The organism is Actinoplanes teichomyceticus ATCC 31121 (assembly GCF_003711105.1).
Taxonomy (GTDB): domain Bacteria; phylum Actinomycetota; class Actinomycetes; order Mycobacteriales; family Micromonosporaceae; genus Actinoplanes; species Actinoplanes teichomyceticus.
In genome coordinates, this window is the sequence record NZ_CP023865.1 from 1569682 (window position 1) to 1592565 (window position 22884).

22 protein-coding genes are annotated in these 22884 nt (G+C 74.4%); 14 read left to right on the forward strand and 8 right to left on the reverse strand.

Annotated features, from left to right (window positions below; genetic code table 11):
- Positions 1-50: 50 nt before the first annotated feature.
- Positions 51-1844 carry an NAD+ synthase gene (locus tag ACTEI_RS07210; protein WP_122976925.1) on the reverse strand — a complete coding sequence of 598 codons (1794 nt, stop codon included), beginning with the start codon at positions 1842-1844 and terminating at the stop codon, positions 51-53.
- 114 nt (positions 1845-1958) lie between these two features.
- On the opposite strand from ACTEI_RS07210, the gene glnA (ACTEI_RS07215) reads away from it, so the two are divergent.
- From glnA (ACTEI_RS07215) to ACTEI_RS07225, 3 genes are all read left to right on the forward strand, one after another.
- Positions 1959-3311 carry a type I glutamate--ammonia ligase gene (glnA, locus tag ACTEI_RS07215; RefSeq protein ID WP_122976926.1) on the forward strand — a complete coding sequence of 451 codons (1353 nt, stop codon included), beginning with the start codon at positions 1959-1961 and terminating at the stop codon, positions 3309-3311.
- A gap of 109 nt (positions 3312-3420) precedes the next feature.
- The gene (locus ACTEI_RS07220; protein ID WP_122976927.1) at positions 3421-3846 is read left to right on the forward strand and encodes a DUF350 domain-containing protein; all 426 of its coding nucleotides are present in this window, start codon (positions 3421-3423) and stop codon (positions 3844-3846) included.
- Between the two features lie 101 nt (positions 3847-3947).
- Complete coding sequence (locus tag ACTEI_RS07225) at positions 3948-4655, forward strand: helix-turn-helix transcriptional regulator (protein WP_203723567.1); 708 nt, start codon at positions 3948-3950, stop codon at positions 4653-4655.
- 207 nt (positions 4656-4862) lie between these two features.
- On the opposite strand, the gene ACTEI_RS07230 is transcribed toward ACTEI_RS07225, so the two are convergent.
- On the reverse strand, positions 4863-5243 hold the full coding sequence (locus ACTEI_RS07230; protein ID WP_122976929.1) for a VOC family protein: 381 nt from the start codon (positions 5241-5243) through the stop codon (positions 4863-4865).
- Between the two features lie 104 nt (positions 5244-5347).
- On the opposite strand from ACTEI_RS07230, the gene ACTEI_RS07235 reads away from it, so the two are divergent.
- Positions 5348-6118, forward strand: coding sequence for a type 1 glutamine amidotransferase (locus ACTEI_RS07235; RefSeq protein WP_122976930.1), 771 nt, complete (start codon positions 5348-5350; stop codon positions 6116-6118).
- Position 6119: 1 nt separating this feature from the next.
- Positions 6120-9122: a bifunctional [glutamine synthetase] adenylyltransferase/[glutamine synthetase]-adenylyl-L-tyrosine phosphorylase gene (locus tag ACTEI_RS07240; RefSeq protein ID WP_122976931.1), complete on the forward strand. Its 3003-nt coding sequence runs from the start codon at positions 6120-6122 to the stop codon at positions 9120-9122.
- A gap of 111 nt (positions 9123-9233) precedes the next feature.
- On the opposite strand, the gene ACTEI_RS07245 is transcribed toward ACTEI_RS07240, so the two are convergent.
- Entirely contained in the window at positions 9234-9662 is a 429-nt protein-coding gene (locus tag ACTEI_RS07245; RefSeq protein WP_122976932.1) for a MarR family winged helix-turn-helix transcriptional regulator, read from the reverse strand.
- Positions 9663-9780: 118 nt separating this feature from the next.
- On the opposite strand from ACTEI_RS07245, the gene ACTEI_RS07250 reads away from it, so the two are divergent.
- Positions 9781-9999, forward strand: coding sequence for a hypothetical protein (locus ACTEI_RS07250; protein ID WP_122976933.1), 219 nt, complete (start codon positions 9781-9783; stop codon positions 9997-9999).
- Positions 10000-10107: 108 nt separating this feature from the next.
- On the opposite strand, the gene ACTEI_RS07255 is transcribed toward ACTEI_RS07250, so the two are convergent.
- On the reverse strand, positions 10108-11799 hold the full coding sequence (locus ACTEI_RS07255) for a hypothetical protein (RefSeq protein WP_122976934.1): 1692 nt from the start codon (positions 11797-11799) through the stop codon (positions 10108-10110).
- A 58-nt stretch (positions 11800-11857) separates the two neighbouring features.
- Between ACTEI_RS07255 and mptB the strand changes: the two genes are divergently transcribed.
- The 3 genes from mptB (at position 11858) to ACTEI_RS07270 (ending at position 15097) form a co-directional block, all read left to right on the forward strand.
- Positions 11858-13252 (forward strand): polyprenol phosphomannose-dependent alpha 1,6 mannosyltransferase MptB, encoded by a 1395-nt coding sequence (gene mptB / locus ACTEI_RS07260; RefSeq protein ID WP_122976935.1) that lies wholly within the window; start codon positions 11858-11860, stop codon positions 13250-13252.
- Entirely contained in the window at positions 13179-14333 is a 1155-nt protein-coding gene (locus tag ACTEI_RS07265; protein ID WP_122976936.1) for a glycosyltransferase 87 family protein, read from the forward strand. Before mptB ends, ACTEI_RS07265 begins: the two co-directional genes overlap by 74 nt.
- A gap of 101 nt (positions 14334-14434) precedes the next feature.
- A complete protein-coding gene (locus ACTEI_RS07270; RefSeq protein ID WP_164465872.1) occupies positions 14435-15097 on the forward strand; it encodes a YdcF family protein in 663 nt (220 codons plus the stop codon).
- On the opposite strand, the gene ACTEI_RS07275 is transcribed toward ACTEI_RS07270, so the two are convergent.
- Both ACTEI_RS07275 and glnA (ACTEI_RS07280) read right to left on the reverse strand, forming a co-directional pair.
- Positions 15088-15405, reverse strand: a complete 318-nt coding sequence (locus ACTEI_RS07275; protein WP_122981970.1) for a putative quinol monooxygenase — start codon at positions 15403-15405, stop codon at positions 15088-15090. The genes ACTEI_RS07270 and ACTEI_RS07275 overlap by 10 nt on opposite strands.
- Before the next feature lie 448 nt (positions 15406-15853).
- Positions 15854-17278: a type I glutamate--ammonia ligase gene (gene glnA, locus ACTEI_RS07280; protein WP_122976938.1), complete on the reverse strand. Its 1425-nt coding sequence runs from the start codon at positions 17276-17278 to the stop codon at positions 15854-15856.
- Positions 17279-17470: 192 nt separating this feature from the next.
- Between glnA (ACTEI_RS07280) and ACTEI_RS07285 the strand changes: the two genes are divergently transcribed.
- Positions 17471-17866 (forward strand): RDD family protein, encoded by a 396-nt coding sequence (locus tag ACTEI_RS07285; RefSeq protein ID WP_122976939.1) that lies wholly within the window; start codon positions 17471-17473, stop codon positions 17864-17866.
- A gap of 6 nt (positions 17867-17872) precedes the next feature.
- Here ACTEI_RS07285 and ACTEI_RS07290 read toward each other — a convergent pair whose 3' ends face one another.
- Both ACTEI_RS07290 and ACTEI_RS07295 read right to left on the reverse strand, forming a co-directional pair.
- Positions 17873-20002 carry a hypothetical protein gene (locus ACTEI_RS07290; RefSeq protein WP_122976940.1) on the reverse strand — a complete coding sequence of 710 codons (2130 nt, stop codon included), beginning with the start codon at positions 20000-20002 and terminating at the stop codon, positions 17873-17875.
- A 4-nt stretch (positions 20003-20006) separates the two neighbouring features.
- Positions 20007-20603: a hypothetical protein gene (locus ACTEI_RS07295; RefSeq protein ID WP_122976941.1), complete on the reverse strand. Its 597-nt coding sequence runs from the start codon at positions 20601-20603 to the stop codon at positions 20007-20009.
- Between the two features lie 251 nt (positions 20604-20854).
- Between ACTEI_RS07295 and ACTEI_RS07300 the strand changes: the two genes are divergently transcribed.
- From ACTEI_RS07300 to ACTEI_RS07315, 4 genes are all read left to right on the forward strand, one after another.
- On the forward strand, positions 20855-21190 hold the full coding sequence (locus tag ACTEI_RS07300) for a WXG100 family type VII secretion target (protein WP_122976942.1): 336 nt from the start codon (positions 20855-20857) through the stop codon (positions 21188-21190).
- Positions 21191-21220: 30 nt separating this feature from the next.
- Positions 21221-21505 (forward strand): WXG100 family type VII secretion target, encoded by a 285-nt coding sequence (locus ACTEI_RS07305; RefSeq protein ID WP_122976943.1) that lies wholly within the window; start codon positions 21221-21223, stop codon positions 21503-21505.
- Positions 21506-21584: 79 nt separating this feature from the next.
- Entirely contained in the window at positions 21585-21914 is a 330-nt protein-coding gene (locus tag ACTEI_RS07310; RefSeq protein ID WP_122976944.1) for a S8/S53 family peptidase, read from the forward strand.
- Positions 21911-22828, forward strand: coding sequence for a S8 family serine peptidase (locus ACTEI_RS07315; protein ID WP_164465873.1), 918 nt, complete (start codon positions 21911-21913; stop codon positions 22826-22828). Before ACTEI_RS07310 ends, ACTEI_RS07315 begins: the two co-directional genes overlap by 4 nt.
- The last annotated feature ends 56 nt before the right edge of the window (positions 22829-22884 follow it).

Below are 22884 nucleotides of genomic sequence, written 5' to 3' on the forward strand. Positions count from 1 at the left end.
CACATCGTCGCACCGGGGACCGCGCCGCGGTCAGCCTTCAGTGGAGGTTGTCACACCTGCCCGCCGGTCGCGCCACCCTCGCGGAACCGGTTGGTGATCGGCAGGCGGCGGTCCCGGCCGAACGCCTTGCCGGAGATCTTCGTGCCCGGCGCGGACTGGCGGCGCTTGTACTCGGCCAGGTCGACCATCCGCAGCACCCGGTCGACCAGCTCCGGATCGTTGCCGGCCGCGATCAGCTCGGCCCGGCCGAGGTCGTGGTCCACATACCCCCGGATGATCGGGTCGAGCACCTCGTAGTCGGGCAGCGAGTCGGAGTCCTTCTGGCCCGGGCGCAGCTCCGCGCTGGGCGCCTTGGTGATCGAGTTCTCCGGGATGGGCGGCGCGCCCTGGGTGTTGCGCCAACGGGCGAGCTGCCAGACCATTGTCTTCGGCACGTCCTTGAGCGGGTTGAAGCCGCCCACCGAGTCGCCGTAGAGAGTGGAGTAGCCGACCGCGAGCTCGCTCTTGTTGCCGGTGGTGAGCACCAGGTGCCCGTCCTGGTTGGAGAGCGCCATCAGGATCACGCCGCGCACCCGGGCCTGCAGGTTCTCCACCGCCAGGCCGGAGAGCGACAGGTTGGCCAGGAACGCGTCGACCATCGGCTGGATCGGCTCCACCCGGTAGTTCAGGCCGGTGCGCTTGGCCAGGTCGGCGGCGTCGTCCTTGGAGTGCTCGGAGGAGTAGCCGCTGGGCAGCGAGACGCCGGTGACCCGGTCCGCGCCGAGCGCGTCGACCGCGATGGCGGCGACCACGGCCGAGTCGATGCCGCCGGAGAGACCGAGCACGACCGAGCGGAAGCCGTTCTTGTTCACGTAGTCGCGCAGACCCAGGACCAGGGCCTGCCAGACCTCGGCCGCGTCGGCGATCCGGTCGGCGACGCCGCCGGCACGACGGTCCGGGTTCTCCGCCAGCTCGCTGTCGAGGAGCACCGGGTTGATCGGCATGTCGTCCGGGATGTGCTGCTCGACCTGCGGCTTCGCCGCGTCGGTCGAGCCCTGCGGGTTCGGCGCGGCGTCCGCGGCGGGCAGGTCCAGATCGTGTACGAGCAGCTCCTCGGTGAACTGCCCGGCCCGCGCCAGCAGCTCCCCGTCCGGCCCGACGATCATCGAGTCGCCGTCGAAGACCAGCTCGTCCTGCCCGCCGATCAGGTTGACGTAGGCGACCGTGGCCCCGGCCTCGGCGGCCCGCCGCTGCACCAGGGGCAGGCGCACGTCGTCCTTGTTCAGCTCGTACGGCGAGGCGTTGATGTTGACCACCAACCCCACGCCGGCCCGCCGCGCCGCGGTGAACGGCCCCCCGGCCTGCCAGATGTCCTCGCAGACGGTGAGCGCGACGTCCACGCCGCCGAACCGGACCACGGTCAGCGCGGAGCCGGGCTCGAAGTACCGGTCCTCGTCGAAGACGCCGTAGTTGGGCAGGTGGTGCTTGAAGTAGGTGGCGGCCACCTCGCCCCGGTACAGCAGCGCGGACGCGTCGCGCCGGCCGGTCCCGGGCGCGGCGTCGAAGCTGATCGCGGCCGGGCCGTCGGCGTCGACGTAGCCCACCACGACGGCCAGTTCGCCCAGGCCGTCGGCGGCCAGGGCGGCGGCGAGGTCGCGCAGCGCGCGTTGCGAGGCGTCGACGAAGGAGTTGCGGAAGACCAGATCCTCGATCGGATACCCGGTCAGCATCATCTCGGGGAAGGCCACCAGGTGTGCCCCGGCGTCCGCGGCGGCCCGCGACCAGCGGCGGACAGCAGCCGCGTTGCCGGGAATGTCGCCGACCGTCGAGTTCACCTGAGCGAGGGCGATGCGCAGCGTGGGCATGGCTCGTATTCTTCCCCAACGCGGTGGCTCCGGTTCCGGACCCGGGCCGACGTCACAGGTCAAGGTCAGCGTACGCTCGGACGTGTTGGATCGACACCGGGACGAGGGGTGGCAGTGGACCGACAGCAGGAGTTCGTGCTCCGGACGCTCGAGGAGCGCGACATCCGTTTCGTCCGGCTCTGGTTCACCGACGTGCTGGGCACGCTGAAGAGCGTGTCGGTGGCCCCGGCCGAGCTCGAGTCGGCGTTCGAGGAGGGCATCGGCATCGACGGCTCGGCGATCGAGGGCTTCGCCCGGGTCTACGAGTCCGACATGGTCGCCATGCCGGATCCGACCACCTTCCAGGTCTTCCCGTTCGAGGGCGGCGGCAGCGGCGAGAGCGCCCGGATGTTCTGCGACATCCTGCTGCCCGACGGCAGCGCCGCCTGGGCCGACCCGCGCCACGTGCTGCGCCGGGCGCTGGCCAAGGCCGCCGAGAAGGGCTTCACCTTCTACACCCACCCCGAGGTGGAGTTCTTCCTGGTCCAGGAGGGGGCGAACGACGGCTCGGTGCCGATCCCGGTGGACACCGGCGGCTACTTCGACCACACCACCCACGCGGTGGCCCGTGACTTCCGGCGGCAGGCCGTGCTGGCCCTGGAGCGGATCGGCATCTCGGTCGAGTTCAGCCACCACGAGGTCGCCCCGGGCCAGCAGGAGATCGACCTGCGGTACGCGGACGCGCTCACCACGGCCGACAACATCATGACGTTCCGGCACGTGGTCAAGGAGGTGGCGCTCTCGCAGGGGGTGAAGGCCACCTTCATGCCGAAGCCGTACACCGACCAGCCGGGCTCCGGGATGCACACCCACCTGTCGCTGTTCGAGGGCGAGCGCAACGCGTTCTACGACAGCGAGGACCCGCAGAAGCTGTCCAAGACGGCGCGCGCGTTCATCGCCGGCCTGCTGGTGCACGCCCGGGAGTACACCGCGGTCACCAACCAGTGGGTGAACTCGTACAAGCGGCTCTTCCCGCTGCAGCTGCCGGACCGGATCACCGAGTCGCCGGCGTTCGTCAGCTGGGGGCACCTGAACCGGTCCGCGCTGGTGCGGGTGCCGGCGTTCGGCAAGCCGAACTCGGCCCGGGTCGAGGTGCGCTCGATCGACTCGGCGGCGAACCCGTACCTGGCGTTCGCGGTCATGCTCGGCGCCGGCCTGAAGGGCATCGAGGAGGGCTACGAGCTTCCCCCGGGCGCCGAGGACGACGTCTGGTCGCTGTCGCCGGCCGAGCGCAAGGCCGCCGGTTACGAGGCGCTGCCGGAGAACCTGTCCGAGGCGATCGACGTGATGGCCGGCTCGGAGCTGGTCGCCGAGGTGCTCGGCGAGCACGTGTTCGACTTCTTCCTGCGCAACAAGCGGGCGGAGTGGGAGCAGTTCCGGCGCGAGGTGACGCCGTACGAGCGGCAGCGGTACCTCGGGGCGCTCTGAATCGCGGGCCGGCGGCGGTCCCGGACCGCCGCCGGTTCCTGCCGGGTCACGGCGCATTGTCGCAGCGCGGTACGGTGCCCTCTGACGTCACGCGACAAGGGGAGAGGCCGTGCTGCAGGATCTGCTGGAGGGCGCCGGCCGGAGCATCGTCTTCGGTGGGATCGGGATCGGCCTGATGGCCGTGGGCTACGTGTTGATCGACCTGCTCACGCCGGGCCGCCTGCGCGACCTGATCTGGACGCAGCGCAACCCGAACGCGTCGCTGCTGCTGGCCGCCAACCAGATCGGCATCGCGGCGATCGTGTTCACCGCGATCTGGACGACCTACGACTCGTTCGGCCAGGGTGTGGCGTCGACCCTGCTCTTCGGCCTGCTCGGCATCGCGATCATGGGTCTGGCCTTCCTGGTGCTGGACTGGATGACCCCGGGCAAGCTCGGCGAGGTCATCTGCACCGACGACTTCCACGGCGGCGCGCTGGTCAGCGCCGCGTCGCACTTCGGGGCCGCCCTCATCGTCTGCGCCTGCATCGCCTGACGGCGCGACCGGGGCTCCGCACGGACCGCCGGCCGGGGTCCGCGACCCCGGGGCGGCGCTTCGGCGCGGACATGTCGTACCCGAGGTCTAACGTCCGTGACGTGAACCGCACCGACCGGCTGTACGCCCTCGTCGAAGAGCTGCGGGCGGTCGCGCCCCGGCCCCGCAGCGCCCGCTGGCTGGCCGAGCGCTTCGAGGTGAGCGTGCGCACGGTGGAGCGGGACATCGCCGCCCTGCAGCAGTCCGGCACCCCGGTCTACGCCGAGCCCGGCCGGACCGGTGGGTACTGCCTGGACCGCGCGCACACCCTGCCCCCGGTGAACCTGACGCCGCAGGAGGCGGTGGCGATGGCGCTGGCCCTGCGCCGGCTAGACGGGACGCCGTTCCGGCAGGCGGCGGCCAGCGGCCTGCGCAAACTGGTGGCCGCCATGCGGGCCGACGACGCGGCCGCCGCGCAGGCCCTGGCCGAGCGGATCCACCTGGTCGGCGCGTCCGCGCCGGCCACGATGCCGCCGGTGGTCGGCGCGCTGCCGGTGGGCCGGGTGCTGCGGATCGGATATGCCGACCGGTCCGGCGCGACGACCACCCGGGACGTCGAGCCGCTCGGCTACGTCGGGGTCCGCGAGCAGTGGTATCTGATCGCCTGGTGCCGGCTGCGCGCCTCGGTGCGGATCTTCCGGATCGACCGGATCAGCACGGTCGTCCCGACCCGCCAGGCGGCCCCGCCGCGCACGTTCCCCGAGGCCGAGCTGGACATCCCGGCGGCCGGGCGGGAGGCCCTGAGCCTGTTCGCCCGGACCGCCGGGTGAGCCGGCGGCGCGCCGCCGGCTGCCGCCGCGCGGGCGTGCCGAGGCGGACGGCGGCGTGGGCTGCCCGGCCGGCGCGGTGCGCCGCCGCCCGGGCGTGCCGAGGCGGACGGCGGCGCGCCGGTCTCCCCGCGCCGGGTTCCGTGGCGCGCCGCCGCGTGCCGCCGCGCGGGTGAGGCGGACGGCGGCGCGCCGGTCCCCGGGCCCGGCTCAGGGGCGCGCCGGCGGGGTGAAGACGCCGAACAGGTTGCCGGCCGGGTCGGCGAGCCGGGCGAAGACCAGCCCGCTCGGCTCCCGCTGCGGCCCCACCAGGACCTTCCCGCCCCGCGCGGCGGCCTGCCGGCAGGCCGCCGCCACGTCGGCGACCACGACCAGGAAGATCGCCTGCTGCGGCGCCCGGCCCCCGGTGCCGTAGAAGCCGCCCAGCGGGGCGCCGCCGTCCGGCCCGGTCACGATCCGGTACGGCCGGCCGTCCGGCCCCACCGAGTCGTCGTCGTCCGCGAAGGTCCAGCCGAACAGCGCGCCGTAGAACTCCTCGGCCTCCGCCGGCCGGTCCGCGGCGACCTCGATCCAGCCGATTCCGTTGCTCATCGTGTTCTCCTGTCGACAAGGGTGTGTGCAGGAGGGACTCTTCCGCGGCGTTCCGACAACGTCCTGTCGGTGTTTGTCAGCCGGTCACCGGTTAGCCTCGACACGTGAGCACAGCGCTTGTCATCGAGAACGATCCGACCGACGATCTCCGGCGACTCGGGGAGTGGCTCACCGAGGCCGGGCTGGAGCTGACCGTCCTCCGGCCGTACTCGGGCGATGCGCTGCCGGAGACGCTGGACGGCCACGTGGCGCTGATCGTGCTCGGTGGCGACCAGAGCGCGTACCCGGACGCGGCCGGCGCCCCCGGCGCGCCGTGGTTCCCGGCGTGCGAGGCGCTGCTGCGCAAGGCGGTCCGGCACCGGGTGCCCACCCTCGGGGTCTGTCTGGGCGGCCAGCTGCTGGCCACCGCGCACGGCGGACTGGTGGAGCGCAGCCCGTCCGGTCCGGAGATCGGCCCCGGGTTGGTCGGCAAGCGCGACGCGGCGGAGACCGACCCGCTGTTCCGATGGGTGCCGCTGCTGCCCGACGTGATCCAGTGGCACCGTGACGAGATCACCGAGCTGCCGCTGAACGCGACCCTGCTGGCCGCCTCCAGCCGGTACCCGCACCAGGCGTTCCGGATCGGCGACCGGGCCTGGGGGCTGCAGTTCCACATCGAGTGCGACGCCGAGATGATGGCCGACTGGACCCGGACCGGGGCGGCCGACCTGGCCGAGCTCGGCTACGACCCGGAGGCGGTGGTGCTGGCCGTCGCCGAGGTCCTGCCGGATGTGGAGGAGGTCTGGCAGCCGTTCGCCGCCCGGTTCGCCGCGCTGGCGCTGGGCACCCTGCCGGACGCCGACGCGCCCAGGACCCTGCCGCTGCTGGGGCACTGAGATGAGCAGGCCCACCCGGCTGGCCCGGTACGGTTTCGCCGACGACGGCGCCAACGCGGCCGACCTGCTCGGCGGGACCGGCCTGCGGCTCTGGGAAGCCGGGCACGGCCCGGTCAGCCCGGATGCCGCCGAGCTGATCCAGGCGCTGTCCCGGGCCGCCGACCCGAACCTGGCGCTGCGCCAGTTCCACCGGCTGGTCGACTCGGTCTCCCGGGCCGCCGAGCGGGCCAACGGCGCCCGCCCGACCGGCCCGACCGGCGAGATCATCGCCAACGCGGCCACCCGGGAGCTGATCGACGAGCTGTACCGGGACCACGGCCTGCGCCGCCGGCTGGTCGCGGTGCTCGGCGCCTCCTCCACGCTCGGCGATCACCTGGTCGCCAACGAGCAGGAGTGGCGCACCCTGGCCACCACCAAGAACGGGCTGCCCCCGGACCCGGAGGGCCACCTGGAGCTGGACGCGCCCACGGTGCCGGCGCTGCGCCGGGCGTACCGGCTGGCGCTGCTGCGGATCGCGGCCGCGGATCTGACCGGTGGGCGTGGCCTGGAGCCGACGATGGTGGCGCTGTCCACGCTCGCCGACGAGACGCTCGCCGCGGCGTACGCGATAGCGGTGGCCGAACTGCCGGCCGGCACGCCGGAGCCGCGCCTGGCGGTGGTGGCGATGGGCAAGTGCGGTGGCAACGAGCTGAACTACCTCTCCGACGTCGATGTGATCTTCGTGGCCGCCGGGGACGACGATCTGCAGCCCGCCACCACGGTCGCGGCCCGGCTGATGGAGATCTGCGGCCAGGTGGCGTGGCCGGTGGACGCCGCGCTGCGCCCGGAGGGCAGTCGTGGTCCGCTGGTGCGTACCCTCGCCAGCCACCAGGCGTACTACCGCCGGTGGGCGCGCACCTGGGAGTTCCAGGCGCTGCTCAAGGCCCGCCCGGCGGCCGGTGACCTGGCGCTGGCCCGCGAGTGGCTGGCCGATCTGGCGCCGCTGGTCTGGCACGCCGCGGAGCGGCCGGAGGCGGTCAGCGACGTGCGCGCCATGCGCCACAAGATCATCGAGAACGTACCGGCCCGCGAGTTGGACCGGGAGATCAAGCGCGGGCCGGGCGGGCTTCGCGACATCGAGTTCGCGGTGCAGCTGCTGCAACTGGTGCACGGCCGGGTGGACGAGACGCTGCGGCTGCCGGGCACCCTCCCGGCGCTGCGCGCGCTGGTCACCGGCGGGTATGTCGGCCGGCAGGACGGCGAGACGCTGCTGCGCGGGTACCGGTTCCTGCGCACGGTCGAGCACCGGCTGCAACTGCAGCACCTGCGGCGTACGCACACCGTCCCGGACGACCCGGCCGGCCTGCGCTGGCTGGCCGCCGCTCTCGGCTACACCGCGGCGCCCGGCCAGGACGCCGTCGAGGCGTTCCGCTCGGACTGGGTCGGGCACGCCGCGAACGTCCGCCGCCTGCACGTCAAGCTGCTCTACCGGCCGCTGCTGGAGGCGGTGGCCCGGGTCCCGGCCGAGGCGCTGCGGATGACCCCGGCGTCGGCCCGCAAACGGCTGGAGATCCTCGGCTTCGCCGACCCGGCCGGCGCGCTGCGTCACCTGGAGGCGCTGACCGGCGGGGTGACCCGTACCTCGGCGATCCAGCGCACCCTGTTGCCGATGCTGCTGCAGGAGTTCGCCGACGCCCCGGAACCGGACCGTGGCCTGCTCAACTACCGGCAGGTGTCGGACAAGCTGGGCAGCACCCCGTGGTACCTGCGCCTGCTGCGCGACGGCGGCCCGGTGGCCCGCCGGCTGGCCCGGGTGATCAGCCTCTCCCGGTACGCCACCGACCTGCTCACCCGTGACCCGGAGGCGCTGCGGCTGCTGGCCGACGACGCGGAGTTGCAGCCGCGCTCCCGGGACAGCCTGCTGGACGGGTTCGCCGCGGCCGCCGAGCGGCACGCCGACGATCCGGGCAAGGCCATCGCCGCGGTCCGGGCACTGCGCCGGCGGGAGCTGTTCCGGCTGGCCTGCGCGGACATCCTGAGCCACGGCGGCGAGCTGGCCCCGGCCCAGCCGGTCGACGTGCACGTGCTCGGGGCGGCGCTCTCCGACGTCACCGACGCCACCCTGAACGCCGCGCTGCGGGTCGCCCGGCAGGCCCGGCCCGGGCCGGCCGGGCTGCGCTTCGCGATCATCGGGATGGGCCGGCTCGGCGGGTACGAGATGAGCTACCCCTCCGACGCCGACGTGCTCTTCGTCCACGAGCCGCCGCCCGGCTGCCCGGAGAGCGAGGCCAGCGCGGCCGCGCGCGCGATCGCCGAGGAGATGCGCCGGCTGCTCAACGCGCCCGCGCCGGACCCGGCGCTGGGCATCGACGCCGACCTGCGCCCGGAGGGCCGGCAGGGCCCGCTGGTCCGCAGCCTGCAGGCCTACCAGCAGTACTACGACCGCTGGTCGAGGGTGTGGGAGGCGCAGGCGCTGCTGCGGGCCCGCTTCGTCTGCGGCGACGAGGCGCTGGGCCGCGACTTCGAGGCGCTGGCCGACGCGAAGCGCTACCCGGCGGGCGGGCTGACCCGCGAGCAGGTGGTGGAGATCCGGCGGATCAAGGCCCGGGTGGAGACCGAGCGGCTGCCCCGCGGCGCGGACCCGAACACGCACACCAAGCTGGGCCGCGGCGGTCTGGCCGACGTCGAGTGGGCGGTGCAGCTGCTGCAGTTGCGGCACGCGCACGAGCTGCCCGACCTGCGCCGTACCCGCACCCTGGAGGCGCTGACCGCGGAGCGCGAGGGCGGCCTGATCGAGCCGGCCGACGCGGAGGCGATGGCGGCCGGCTGGACCCTGGCGGCGCAGGTGCGCAACGCGCTCACCCTGGTCCGCGGCCGGCCCACCGATCAGCTGCCGCAGCACGGCGTGGAGCTGGCCGGCACGGTGCTGCTGCTCGGCGGCGGTGACCCGGGCGAGTTCGTGGACCGGTACCTGCGGATCACCCGCCGGTCGCGGGCGGCCATGCAGCGGGTGATGGAGGGGTAGCGCGGCTGTTCCGGCCGGCCGCGGCGGCTGCCACCCGGCGCTGCGGCGGCGACTCCACCGGCCGGCTTCGCGCGCCGCCGCGGTGGTTCTCCGCCCCCGCCGGCTGCCTGTTCAGCCGGCGGCGGCGATCACCCGGGTCAGTGAGCTGTGCAGACCCTGCAGGTCCTCGATCGGCATGCCGAGCCGGGCGACCACGGCCGGCGGGATCTTCTCCGCCTCGGCGCGCAGCGCCCGGCCGGCGTCGGTCAGGGTGATCGCCAGGCTGCGCTCGTCGGCCGGGTCCCGCTCGCGGCGCAGGTAGCCGATCGCCTCCAGCCGCTTGAGCAGCGGCGACAGCGTGCCCGGGTCGAGCTGCAGCAGCTCACTGAGCCGGCGCACGGACAGCGGCGAGTCGCCCCAGAGAGCGAGCATCACGAGGTACTGCGGGTGGGTCAGGCCCATCGGCTCGAGCAGTGGACGGTAGATCGCCACCACGCTGCGGGCGGCGACGGACAGGGCGAAGCAGACCTGCCGCTCCAGCGCCAGCGGATCATCACTCACTTGCGGTTCTCCTCAAGTCCCGGGTTACTCTACCAATAGTTGGGGCACCAACTGTTGGTGTACAAATAGGCATGGTGCACCGATAGGCTGATCAGCCCGTCGAACGGAGGAGAGCGTCGTGTCGGAGAGTCAGGGTCGGTTCTCACGCTGGTTCCACGAGACCTTCGACGACATGTGGTTCCGCTCGATGATCGGGCCGGCGCAGACCAGGGGAGCCGTGCAGGGCTGCGACGAGTACGCCCGCGAGCAGTGGAAACGCGACCTGGAGCGGCGTAAGCAGTTCACCCGCGAGCAGCGCGAGCGCAAGCGCGCCGAGCGGGCCGGGCGCAAGGCCTAGCCCGGTTCGGCGAACCGGCCGGGCGCCGGGTGCTCCCGGCTGCCGGGTGTGGGCTTCTCCCGGACCCTGCCCGCAGCGCCGCAGCCGGGGCCGGCTGACGAGACCGGCCTAGCTCGACAGCGTGTAACGGCCCGGCCGTGGGGCCCGGAGGATCGTCCAGTCGCCGTCGCGGACGACACGCGCGCCGCCGGAGGCGGTCAGCCAGCGGTACCAGCGGACCCTCAGCCGCACGTCACCGGCCGCCGGGGTGTCCAGGGTGATCGCCGCGGCGGTCTGCCGGACCAGCGTCGCCGGGGCGGCGACGATCGGGTGCGGGTCGGCGACGGCGTACAGCCGCCAGTGCGCGCCGGACCAGACCAGCCTCAGGTACGGCAGCCCGGCCGTGACCAGCCGCGCCTCGCTGCGCCCCGGCCAGGACAGCTCGACGTCCGGGACGGCGACGAACTGCACCGCCTGCTCGGCCAGCCAGGCCCGGTAACTCTCCGCGGTGAGGGGCACGCCGGTGCCGGCCGCGCCCGGGACGGTGGTGAAGAACAACGGGTTGCGGTCGATGTCGGCCTGCCGCAGCCAGCCGCGCGCCAGCGGGACGTCACCGAGCCGCGCCGCCTCCCAGTAGTCGCGGGTCGGCGGGATCTCCACCCGCCCGGTCAGCGTCTCGCGGGCCAGCCGCTCGGCCAGCGGCCGGAAATACTCCGGCTCGGCGGCCGGGTTGCCGATGTCCCGCAGGTCGCCGGAGGCCACCGGCGGCTGCCACCAGGCCACCAGGGCCAGCACCGCGACGGTCGCGGCCGCCGGGACGCCGCCGGGCGCCCGGGTGAGCAGGCGCGGCCTCAGGTACGCCGCCAGCACCGGCAGCGCGAACATCACCGCCAGCCGGGTGGCGTTCAGCCCGACCGGGGTGTGCACCACAGCCGCCGCCAGGACTCCGGCGGACGACAGCAGGGCGCCGACGCGTACCGGCGGCACGGGCACGAGCGCGGCCACGACCAGGCCGGTCACCACCGCGTGCAGGGTGTCCGCGCGGCTGATGTTCATCCACCCGCCGTCGCCGAAGAGCAGCGCGTTCAGTCCGATCAGCACCGCTGCCGGCACCGCGATCAGCAGCCCCCGCACGGCACCCCCCGGCTGGCGTTGCTCCGGCTGGCGCCGATGCGTGGTGCCGGCCCCGCTGCCGGTGGTGAGGCGGTCGTCGGTGCCGGCGCGATGGGTGGTGTGGGCCCCGCTGTCGGTGCTGGCGCGGCCCCCGATGCCGGTGCGGCCGGCGGTGAGGAGCAGGGCGGTGCCGGCCAGGCCGAGGAACAGGCCGGCGACCGGACTCGTCGCGGCGGCCAGGGCGGACAGCAGCGCGGCGGCGACCGCCGCCGCGCGCCGGGGGAGGTAGGTCAGCGCGAGCAGGGCGGCGAGCCCGAAGGCGACCCCGAGACCGTACGTCACCCGTCCGCTCACCACGTTCCCGGCGAGTCCCGCCACGCCGAGCAGCGCCGCCGCCCACGGCCGCACCGCACCGGTGCGCCGGAACAGGGCGGCCAGCAGCACCGATCCGGCGACCATCGCGGCCACCCCGGTGACCCGCACCCCGAGCAGCGCCATCACCGGCTGCGACACCAGGCTGTACCCGAGCTGGTCGACCCCCGCGTACCACCTCAGGTCGATCGGGGTCCACCCGTGCGCGGCGAAGAAGCCCGCCCGGCCCTCCTGGGCGGCCAGGTCGGAGCCCATCCGGGGCGCCGCCAGGTACGCCCCGCCGAGGATCGCCGCCACCAGCGCGACGGCCCCTTCCCGCCGGTGCCGAGCCCACATCCCGCCGACAGTACCGGGTGCCCCGTACGTTGCAGCGCGTCACGGTAGGGTCGTCGCCATGCCCCGTCCGCTCCTCGTCCGCTGCACGGGGCTCGCAGGTAGCGCCCTGTTGGCGGGCGCCGCCTTCCTGGGTGGCGCCCGCCGGCCGTGGGAACCGACTGTGACTCCGCGCACCATCTTCGCCGGCCAGAACGGGCTGCTGCTGCCGCTGCTGTGGCTGTCCGGCACCGCGCTGCTGATCGGCGCCTGGTGGGCCGGGCGGCGGGTGGTCCCGTCGGCGCGGTGGGCTTGCGCGACCGCCGCGCTGTGGGCGGTGCCGCTGCTCGCGTTCCTGCCGCTGGGCAGCTACGACGTCTACTCGTACGCATGTCAGGGCTGGCAGCAGGCGGCCGGGCTGGATCCGTACGCCGGCGGGGTGGATCGTCTGGGGTGTCCGTGGGCCGACGCGGTCGCGCCCACCTGGCGCTCGGCTCCCGCGCCGTACGGTCCGGTGTTCCTGGTCCTCGCCGCGGCGGCGGCGAAACTGGGCGGATCGCTCACCGCGACCGTCGCCCTGCTGCGCCTGATCGCGGTGCTCGGCGTGGCCGCGATCGGCGCCTGCCTGCCGCCGCTGGCCCGCCGGGCCGGGGTGCCGGTGGAACGCGCGCTGTGGCTGGTCCTGGCCTGCCCGCTGGTGCTGATCCACCTGGTCTCCGGCGCGCACAACGACGCGGTGATGGTGGCGCTGCTGGCTGGCGGCCTGGCGGTGGCCGCGACCGGGCGCGGCTGGCCGGCCGGCGTGCTGTTCGGGCTGGCGATCGGGGTGAAGGCGACCGCGGTCGTCGTGCTGCCGTTCGCTATCCTCCTGATCCCGCGGCCGTGGTGGCGGGCCGCGCTGGAGCTGGCCGCCGCGGCGGTGGGCGCGCTGGCCGTGGTGTCGGCCGGGTCCGGGCTGGGCCTGGGCTGGGTGACCGGGCTGGCCGGCAGCGGCGTCTCGGTGCAGTGGACCGCGCCGCCGACCGCGGTCGGGATGGCCCTCGAACTGGTCGGCGTGCCGCACGCCGTCGCGGTGACCCGGGTGCTCGGCATGATCGCCCTGGCCGGGGTGCTGCTGTGGCTGCTGCGCCGCGCCTGGCGCGGCGGTGACGCGGTGCTGCACGCCGGGCTGGCGCTGGCCGCGACCGTGCTGCTGGCCCCGGTGTTCCACCCCTGGTACGCGATCTGGCCGCTCGCCGTCCTGGCCGCCACCCTGCGCCCGGACACCCGCTGGCTGGCCGCCCCGTGCGCGGTGGCGGCCGCCCTCTGCCTTCCCGACGGATACAACCTGGCCCTCGCCACCAAGGCGCAGGGCGCCGTCGGCATGACCGTGCTCGCCGGTTTTCTAGCGTGGAAAGTGCTGCATGAAGCGAATCGTGACCCTGATCATCTCGGCGCTGGCGGCAGCGGGGCTGGTCCTCGTCGCCGAGTCCCGTAACGAGTTCTTCGACTCGAAGGTCTACTACGGGGCGGTGCAGTACTGGTTCCGCGACGGCGGGATGGTCTACGACTGGCTGCGGGTGGACACCCCGTACGGCTTCACCTACCCGCCGTTCGCCGGCCTGGTGATGTCGCCGATGGCGGTCCTGCCGTTCCCGATGGTGGTGGTGCTCGCCTCGATCGGCACCGTGGTCACCGCCGGGCTGCTGGTCTGGTGGCTGGCCGGGCCGCTGCTGCGCCGGTCCGGCCAGCCGCTGTGGTTCGCCTTCGGGATCGCCCTGTGCGTCGTGATGAGCTTCGAGCCGGTCCGCGAGACGTTCAGCTTCGGCCAGGTCAACATGCTGTTGCTGACCGTGGTGGCCGCGGACATGCTGTTCGGCGTGGCCCGCGGCAGGTGGTGGGCCGGCGCGGGGATCGGCCTGGCCACCGCGGTCAAGCTGACCCCGGGCGTGTTCATCCTGTACCTGCTGGTCACCCGGCGCTGGCGGGAGGCCGGCACCGCGATCGGCGCGGCCACCGGGGCGACCGTGCTGGCCGGGGCGCTGTTCCCGGACGAGTCCCGGGAGTTCTGGACCTCGGCGCTGTGGGACACCAACCGGGTCGGATCGCTGTCGTTCCTGTCCAACCAGTCCGAGCGGGGGATGCTCGCCCGCCTGCCGCTGGACGCGGTCGAGTCCAAGGTGTGGGCGGTGTGTGTGCTGCTCACGCTGGCCGGTTGGGCGTGGCGGCTGTGGCGGGCGCCGGACGACGTGGTCGGCGGCCTGGCGCTGACCGGCGTGCTGGGCTGCCTGATCAGCCCGGTCACCTGGATCCATCACTGCGTCTGGCTGATCCCGGCGCTGATCCGCTGCCTGGCGACACTGTGGACGGCGGCCGACCGGCGCCCGGCCTACCTGGCGATCGCCGCGTACCTGCTGATGACCTCGCACCTGACCTGGGTCTGGGAGAACCGCCCGCGGCCGCCGCTGGAGCTGCTGGGCAGCAACATCTATGTCTGGTTCAGCCTGGCCCTGCTGATCTGGACACCGGTCGGCGCGCGGCGCCCGGCCGCCGTCCAACCGGAGCGGATCCTGGCGTAGCCCGGTCGCCGGCCCGCGGCCGGGCACCGCGGCTCATCGGCCCGGCCCGGCAGGTTTCCGGTCCGAGCCGGGGCGCGGGGCACGCTGGCACACTTGGCCGGGTGGAGTTCGAGGTGCTGCCCGGAACCCGCGGCCTGACCCTGGACCAGGTCGCGCACGTGCTGGTGCCCGGCCGCGGCCGGGACGCCACCGGCCTCGGCCTCACCCCGGCGGCGGCGGCCCGCGTGGCGGTCGCCGCCTCGCTGTACCGGCGGATCGGCGCCCGCGGCGGCCGCATCGTCTGCTCCGGTTACAAGTCCCCGGCCGACGGCAAGGGCCCGCCGTGGACCACGCCGGAGGCGGTCGGCGAGGTCTTCCGCGGCCGGCCGGAAGCCGACGCGATGCGGTCCGAGCTGGTCGCGCTCGGCATCGACCCCGATCGCGTACGACCGGAGCGCCGCTCCATCGACACCGTGACGAACCTGATCCGCTCCGAGCACGAGGGCCACTTCGGCGACCCGCGCCCGGTGGCGATCGTCTCCCAGCGCGCCCACCTGCACCGCATCCTGGCGGTGATCGCACCCCGGGCGTTGCGCCGCCCGTACCTCGGCGTGGTGGTCCCGGAGCCGGTCGAGGTCGGTGAGCACCCGCTCACCGCCGCGTTCAGCCTGCTGATCGCGTCCGCCCTGCCCCGTGACCCGGCCCGGGCGATCAGCACCGCCCACCGTCGCGCCAGTCACCTCTGGCAGACCGCGCACCTGCTCGGCAAACGCACCTACCACTGACCGCGCTTGCCACCCAGGACGTCGAGGAAGGTCACCTCGGTCGCGGCGAGATACCGCTCCCGCTCGGCGAGGAAACGGCGGGTGTGCGGCTGCCGCTCGTGCGCCTCGAACGCGGCGCGGTCCGCGTACAGCTCGTAGAAGACCCGGACGAGCGGCTCACCCGGAACGCCGTGCACGACGTACGCCAGCGTCTGCGGCTCGCTCTCCCGGATCCCGGCGGCGGTCCGCGCGACCAGCTCGTCGAACCCCTGAGCGGCTTGCTCGTCACGCAGCACGAACCGCACGACCAGCCCGAAACCCTCGCTCATCGCCATCCCTCCAGCCGGCCGTCGTTCCCCGGATCATAGGCACGCGGCGGCACGCTCACGTGCATCAGCCGTGTCCCGCCGCGTTGAGGCGATGGCTGTCCAGGTGATGCCGTGCTCGGCGGGGATCGGCACGGCTTCGAGGTGATCAATCGACGCGTCGATGTCGGCTTCCGCCGACATACGTGCTGTCGGGATCCGGGCCCGTGGCGACACCCCACGCCTGATCCGCCGGCCACCACAGGCTCGCGGATCCGGCGCGCTCCGGATCGGGCGGGACCGTGGCCGCCGCTATCGGGCCGGAGAGCAGCGCCATCTCGCGGTCCCGGAGTAGGCGGCCAGAACGCGGCGAGCCATCGACCGCGCCCGGGTGGGGTGGTCGATGGCTCGCCGGTGGTTCCGATCCGGCCCGGGGATCCGCCGCAGCGGGTCCGGGCTGGAGGGCGGTGTGTCAGACGTTGTAGTACATCTCGAACTCGTGCGGCGTCGGGCGCAGGCGGACCGGGTCGATCTCGTTGGTGCGCTTGTAGTCGATCCAGGTGGAGATCAGGTCGTCGGTGAAGACGCCACCGGCGGTGAGGAAGTCGTGGTCGGCCTCGAGGGAGTTGAGCACGGCGTCCAGCGAGCCGGGCACCTGCTTGACGCTGCCCCACTCCTCCGGCGGCAGGTCGTACAGGTCCTTGTCGATCGGCGCCGGCGGCTCGATCTTGTTCTTGATGCCGTCCAGGCCGGCCATCATCTGGGCGGAGAAGGCCAGGTACGGGTTGGACGACGGGTCCGGCACGCGGAACTCGACGCGCTTGGCCTTCGGGTTGCTGCCGGTCACCGGGATACGGGTGCAGGCGGAGCGGTTGCGCTGCGAGTAGACCAGGTTGACCGGGGCCTCGTAGCCGGGCACCAGGCGCCGGTACGAGTTGACGGTCGGGTTGGTGAACGCCAGCAGCGACGGCGCGTGGTGCAGCAGGCCACCGATGTACCAGCGGGCGGTGTCGGACAGGCCGGCGTAACCGGTCTCGTCGTAGAACAGCGGCTCGCCGCCGAGCCAGAGGCTCTGGTGGGTGTGCATGCCCGAGCCGTTGTCGCCGAACAGCGGCTTCGGCATGAACGTCACGGTCTTGCCGTGCTCCCAGGCGGTGTTCTTGATGATGTACTTGAACAGCTGCATCTGGTCGCCGGCGTGCAGCAGCGTCGAGAACTTGTAGTTGATCTCGGCCTGGCCGGCGGTGCCGACCTCGTGGTGCGAGCGCTCGACGGTGAAACCGCTCTCGATCAGCCGGCGGCACATGGCGTCGCGCAGGTCGGAGTAGTGGTCGACCGGGGAGACCGGGAAGTAGCCGCCCTTGAACGCGGTCTTGTAACCGCGGTTGCCGCCGGCCTCCTCACGGCCCGAGTTCCACGCGCCCTCGATCGAGTCGATGTAGTAGAACGCCTGGTGCGCGGAGGTCTCGTGGCGGATCGAGTCGAAGATGTAGAACTCCGCCTCGGCGCCGAAGTAGGCGGTGTCGGCGATGCCGCTGGACGCCAGGTACGCCTCGGCCTTCTTGGCCACGTTCCGCGGGTCACGCGAGTACGCCTCGCGGGTGAACGGGTCGTGGATGAAGAAGTTCAGCGCCAGGGTCTTCTGCGCGCGGAACGGGTCGACGAAGGCGGTGGCGACGTCCGGCAGCAGCATCATGTCGGACTCGTGGATGGCCTGGAAGCCGCGGATCGAGGACCCGTCGAACGCGAGACCGTCGGTGACCACGCTGTCGTCGAACGACTCCACCGGGATGTTGAAGTGCTGCATCACGCCGGGGAGGTCACAGAAACGTACGTCGACGAACTTGACGTCCTCGTCTTTGAGGTATCGCAGGAGTTCCTCGGGATTGGCGAACACACGTCCTCCTGGCACAGTTTTCCGATACCGGGCGGCATGGGCCGCCACCTGGCAAGGCTGGTCGCGACGTTATGGGTACGGAGTTGCCCCGGCGTATCCCTATTGTTTCCGCCGTGTTACGCAACCGGTTGATCAGGCACGCCCCGAGCGTGAGGCCGACCTGAAGGACCCTATCGCGTAGGCTCGGCGGTCGTGGCAGCTTCCGCGAACGACGCACCCGTGGCCCCGGCCGGCCGGGAACCGGCCGGTGGCGGGCAACGGCTGGTCGCGTTGCTCATCGACTGGGTTCTCTGCCTGCTGCTGGCCAGCCTGTACGCCAGCCCGTACCGGGCGCAGTGGCCGCCGGTCGTGCTGCTGGTCCTGCTGAACACCGTCTTCATCGGGCTGTTCGGCGAGACGCCGGGGATGCGCCTGGCCCGGGTCCGCTGCGTGTCGTACGCCGACGGCGGGGCGATCGGCCTGCTCCGCGGCCTTGGCCGCGCGGTCCTGCTGGCCCTGCTGATCCCCGCGCTGATCGCCGACGCACAGGGCCGGGGAGTGCACGACCGGGTGGCCGGCTCGATCGTGGTCCGGTCCGGCCGGCGCTGACCGGCCTCACCGCTCCGGCCCGAGGATCCGGCCGATCTCCGGCTCCGGCGCCGGTCGCTCGCGCCGGCCGGTCACCACGCCGCCGCCCGGAGTCCACACCTCGAACGCCTGCCGGTCGGTGACCACACCCGGAGCCTCCGGGTCCGCGCCGCGGACCGGCGCCGCCTCGCCGGTGATCCGGGGCCGGCCGGGCTCCGGCGGCCCGGTTCCCGGTCCCGCGGCGCGGCTGCGCAGTCCGTCCGGCACCTCCTCCAACCGGGACACCCGCGACCCGCCGGGCGGCGGGAGCGGCGCGTTCAGCGTGCCGGGACTCGCGCCGGACCGGGCCTGCACGGCCCCGAACGGGTCACCCCAGGCGGCGCCGGACCGGGCCGGCGCGGCCCCGGAAACGTCCCCCCGAGCGGTGCCGACCCGGGCCGGGGCGGCCCCGGACAGGTCATCCCGGACGGTGTCGTCCGGCCGCCGCGCCGGCGGCCGGGCCACAGCCGGATCACCGGGCGGTCCCGGGCGGCTCAGCACCGCAGGCGTGGCGCCGTCCGGTGGGGCGCCGCCGGACGGGACGGAGCGATGCAGCTCCTCGGCGCTGCCGGGGCGACGCCGGCGGTCACCGGCCGGGTTGATCAGCACCGGCGGCGGCGTGCCGCCCGGCGGGCGGCCAGAAGTCGCCGCCGGAGCGCCCGCCGTCCGCGCGTCGCGCTCCGGCTCGCCCCGCCCGCGTCCGCCGGCCCGGCCCGGCGGCAGGCCCGGATCCGCCCCACCCGGATCGCTTCGGCGGCCCGGCGGCGGACCGGGGACGGTCGTGCCTGGATCGCTTCGGCGGCCCGGCGGCGGACCCGGGACGACCGGGCCGGGACCGCCCCGGAGACCCGGCGGCGGACCCGGGACGACCGGGCCGGGACCGCCCCGGAGACCCGGCGACACGCCCGGCTCGGCCGGGCCCGGACCGCCCCGGCGCAGGGTACGGCCGGGTGGCTGGCCGAGGCCCGGTGGTGGCGCCGGCCGCCCGAACGCGGTGCGGGTCAGCTGTCCCGGGTTCGGCAGCAGGGTGCCCGGCGGGACGGACGGCGGTTGCCGGCCGAGGCTGGGCGGGACGACGTCCCGGTCGGCCGGCCCACCCGGCGCCGGGAACAGCGGCGACGGCCCGGGAACCGGGAACAGCGGCGCCGGCCCCGGCGCCGCTGGGAACCGACCCGGCGGCGGACCGGGAACGACGCCCGGGGGCGAAGCCGGCAACCGGCCGGGAAGCTGCCCCGGGAACTGCCCCGGCAGCCGGCCGGGCGGCTCCAGCGGCCGCGTGCCGCCCGGCGCGGCGGGCGCGGACGGCGGGACGACGGGCGGCAGCGCGCCGATCGGCAGCGCGGGCAGCGTGACCGCACCCACGCCCGGCCGGCCGGCCGGGCCGGTGACCGGGGCGTGGCCGGGCTGGTTGAGCACCACGTTCATCGGCTGGAACGGCGGCCCGGCCCCGGCGGTCAGCTCCCGGCTGTACTCCGAGTACTGGTTGGCGTACTTCTGGGCGAGCTCCTGCGCCTGCCGGGTGAACTCCCGCTCGGCCTCGCGCACCTGCTGCTGGATCTGGAACTTCTCGGCGTCGTCCCAGGTGGTGTTCAGCAGGCGGCCGGGGTCGAGCCACTCGCTCAACCGGCCGGCGAGGTCCACCCGCTGCGCGTCCCGCAGCGCCTGCCGGTAGCGGCTCATCAGGTCGTCCATCTCGGCCCGCGACTCCGTCGCGACGTCGGTCAGGTGGCGCAGCGCGGTCAGGTTCCGCTGCGCCGCCTCGATCCAGACGTCCAGGTAGGCCAGCGCCTCGCCCGGGCCCCGCTTCAGGAACATGTCCCGGGCCTGCGGCGACGCCCAGTCCCGCTGCTGCAGCACCCGGCTGTGGTCGAGCAGGTGGCCGCGGTACCGGGTGAGCACCGTGACGGCGTTCTGCCAGTGATCGCCGAGCACCGAGATCCGCTCCGGGTGCGCGTTTGCGATCATCCACGCGATCATCTCGATGGTGAGCGGGTTGTGCTCACCGGGCGCCGGGGTGTAGTCGGACTCGTAGGTCAGTTCCCGGTAGTGCCTCGTCCCGGCGTACGGGCTCACCCCGTAGGCCGGGTCGGCGGTCGCGCCGAAGTACGAGCCGTCCATCGGATCAGCCCTGTCCCTTCCCGGCGAACGGGTCGTACGCCGAGGCCACCGTGCCGGTCGGCGCCGGTGCGCCCTCGGGGGCCGGCCGGTCCTGCCCGGGGGTCAGCGTGCCGGGCGGCCCGTCGCCGTCCGGCACGGCCGGTGCCTCCTGGTAGGTGCGGCCGATCGTCGCGGGCAGGCCGTCCGGGCGGGCCACGGATCTGTCGCCGAAGGCGAACCGCACGTCGTCGAGTGAGGCGGCGGACGTGGCGTCGCCGTCCCGGTAGATGTCGGCGATGGTCTGCGCCGCGGCGCCGATGTTGTGCAACGTCCGGCCCAGCGCGCCGAGGTAGGCGAACAGCTCGGACGCGTTGTTCAGCAGCTGTTGCCGGACCGCGGCGGCCTCGCCGAGCACCCGGCCCTGCCACGCCCGGTGCGGGGCGTCCGTCAGGGGGGTCAGGTGCGGGAGGTCCTCGGCCAGCTCGACCCCGCGGGCGGCGATCAGCCGCGCGTACTCCCGCAGGCCGTCGAGGTCGACGTCGACCGGGGCGGCGTCGCCGGGCCACGGCTGGTCGGTGCTGCGGTACGTCGTCCGGTCGTACGCGTCGGTCCGGTCGCCCATCTGGCGCCTCCTGGTCACCTCATGTGCCGTACCGGCCACCGGGGCGGCCCGGCACGACAGCGGGAACGCGGTGGAGTACAGCCGCGCCGCGGCTCCGGTTCGACGGGGTCCGTGGTGAACCGGACCGGGCCACCGGCGGTACACCGGGGCAGCCCTGCGTCGCGGGGCTCGCATCGACGTTCCGCCGGCTGCTCGCCGAGCGCGCCGGCGCCTGAGGATCGGGGTGAACCACCTTGGCAGGAACTTCCGGCATGGGCCAGGTCCATGCCACGCAGGAACAGCTCAACGCGATGGCGCAGCGCTGCGAGGACACCGGTCAGCACATCTCCCGCGGCATGGCGCAGGTGCTGGACCGGATCCAGGCGCTCGGCGGCGGCGGCTTCCAGGGCGCGGCCAACAACGCGCTGCAGGACGTCTCCCTCCAGCTGAACGACGGCCTGTCGAAGATCATGAACGCGCTGGCGGAGCTGGGCGGCAAGATGACCGGCGCCGCCACCCGGTACGGCACCCAGGACGAGGACGCCGCCCAGTCCATCCGGACCGCGGCCACCGGTGACAGCTCCGTCGTCAGCATCCTGCGCGGCTGAGCGCCCCGAACCAGATCGGAGAGGCCCGACATGAGCATCACCTACAACTTCGGACAGATCAACGACGTGGCCGTGGCCATCGGCACCTTCGAGGGGCAGATGGACCAGCAGCTCAACGACCTGTACACGGCGTTCACCCAGCTGTTCGCCGCGGACTGGACCGGCGCCGCGGGCGAGGCCTGCGACCAGGCCCGGCAGAAGTGGAACCAGGGCGCCACCGAGATCAAGACAGCGCTGGCCAGCGTCGGGATGAGGCTCGGCGCGTCCGCGGAGCGGATGCAGCAGATCGACCAGCAGATCGCCGCCGGGATGTGAGCGGCCGGCCGCCGGCGCCCGGACCGCCGGCATCCCCGCCCGGCTGACGCCGGGCGGGCCGACCTCGGAGGGGTCCCCCGTGCTCACCGCACGCGCAACCGCTGTCCTGCTGGCCGCGGCGCTGCTCACGGTCGCCGCGCCGGTCCGGCAGCCGGCGGCGTACGCCGCCGGCTGCGCCACCGCCGGTCCGGTCGCATCGACCACGGCGTGGCCCCGGTCGATGCTCGCGATCGACGCGGTCGCCGCGTTCACCCGGGGCGGCGGTGTCACGGTCGCGGTCCTGGCCACCGGGGTCCGGGCCGACCACCGGCAGTTCGGCGGCCGGGTGCTGCCCGGCGGTGACGTCACCGGCGGGGCGGGCGCGGCGAACACCGACTGCGCCGGCCTCGGGACCGGAGTGGCCGGGTGATCGCCGCAGGCCCGCCGGACACCGGCCCGGTCACCGGGCTGGCCCCGCGGGCCACCATCCTGCCGGTGCGGGTGGTGGGAGAAAACGCGGCGTCACGGGACCCCGCCGACCCCGCCGACCTGGCCCGTGGGGTGGATCTCGCGCTGCGCGGCGGCGCCGAGGTGATCGTCGTCGCCGCGGCCTCCTACCGCGACAGTCCGTCGCTGCGCGCGGCGGTCGCGGCGGCGGTCGCCCGGGACGTGCCGGTGATCGCCGCGGCCGGGGAGCTCGGCGCGGACCGGGACGGCAACCCGACGCCGTACCCGGCGGCCCACCCGGACGTGATCGGCGTCGGCGCGATCGACCGGGACGGGCGGATCGCCCCCGGGTCGCCGCACGGCGACTACGTCGACCTGGTCGCCCCGGGCGTCGCGGTGCCCACCCTGCAGGGCGGCGACGGCCCGGCGGACGCTCTGGCCGAGGCGGACGGCACGGCGCTGGCCGCGGGTTACGTGGGCGCGACGGCGGCGCTGATCCGCAACCGGCACGGGCGCATGCCGGTCGCCCGGCTGACCCGGCTGCTGACCGCGTCGGCCAGCCCGGCGGCCGGCGGGGACGCGTTCGGCGCCGGGGTGGTCAACCCGTACGCCGCGGTCACCGGGCGGCTCGCCGAGCAGCCGGCGCGGGCCCTGCCGGCGCTGCCCGCGCCGCCCGCGGACCGCACCGGGGCGCAGCACCGGCGGCGGGTGGCCGCCTGCGCCGCGACCGCGGTGGCGGCTGTCGCGGTGGGCGCGGTGCTGCTGGCGGCCGCGGCGCTGCGGCGCAGCCGGCGGCAGGGCTGGCGGCCGGTCCTGGCGGCGCGGCTGCCCACCGACGAGCCGGTCGAGCCGGGGCCGCCGGTCATGCTGCTGGAGCAGCTGGACCGCTTCGGTTGACCGGCCCCGCTGGAGCAGCTGGACCGCTTCGGTTGACCGGCCCCGCTGGAGTAGCC

What these genes read in the sequence shown, in the direction of transcription:
- ACTEI_RS07230 (WP_122976929.1), bottom strand. Translation starts at nt 5,243, where the DNA reads ATGAGCAACGGAATCGGCTGGATCGAGGTCGCCGCGGACCGGCCGGCG.
- ACTEI_RS07305 (WP_122976943.1), top strand. Translation starts at nt 21,221, where the DNA reads ATGAGCATCACCTACAACTTCGGACAGATCAACGACGTGGCCGTGGCC.
- ACTEI_RS07295 (WP_122976941.1), bottom strand. Translation starts at nt 20,603, where the DNA reads ATGGGCGACCGGACCGACGCGTACGACCGGACGACGTACCGCAGCACC.
- ACTEI_RS07290 (WP_122976940.1), bottom strand. Translation starts at nt 20,002, where the DNA reads ATGGACGGCTCGTACTTCGGCGCGACCGCCGACCCGGCCTACGGGGTG.
- mptB (WP_122976935.1), top strand. Translation starts at nt 11,858, where the DNA reads ATGCCCCGTCCGCTCCTCGTCCGCTGCACGGGGCTCGCAGGTAGCGCC.
- ACTEI_RS07300 (WP_122976942.1), top strand. Translation starts at nt 20,855, where the DNA reads ATGGGCCAGGTCCATGCCACGCAGGAACAGCTCAACGCGATGGCGCAG.
- ACTEI_RS07255 (WP_122976934.1), bottom strand. Translation starts at nt 11,799, where the DNA reads ATGTGGGCTCGGCACCGGCGGGAAGGGGCCGTCGCGCTGGTGGCGGCG.
- ACTEI_RS07240 (WP_122976931.1), top strand. Translation starts at nt 6,120, where the DNA reads ATGAGCAGGCCCACCCGGCTGGCCCGGTACGGTTTCGCCGACGACGGC.
- ACTEI_RS07275 (WP_122981970.1), bottom strand. Translation starts at nt 15,405, where the DNA reads ATGAGCGAGGGTTTCGGGCTGGTCGTGCGGTTCGTGCTGCGTGACGAG.
- ACTEI_RS07265 (WP_122976936.1), top strand. Translation starts at nt 13,179, where the DNA reads ATGAAGCGAATCGTGACCCTGATCATCTCGGCGCTGGCGGCAGCGGGG.
- ACTEI_RS07210 (WP_122976925.1), bottom strand. Translation starts at nt 1,844, where the DNA reads ATGCCCACGCTGCGCATCGCCCTCGCTCAGGTGAACTCGACGGTCGGC.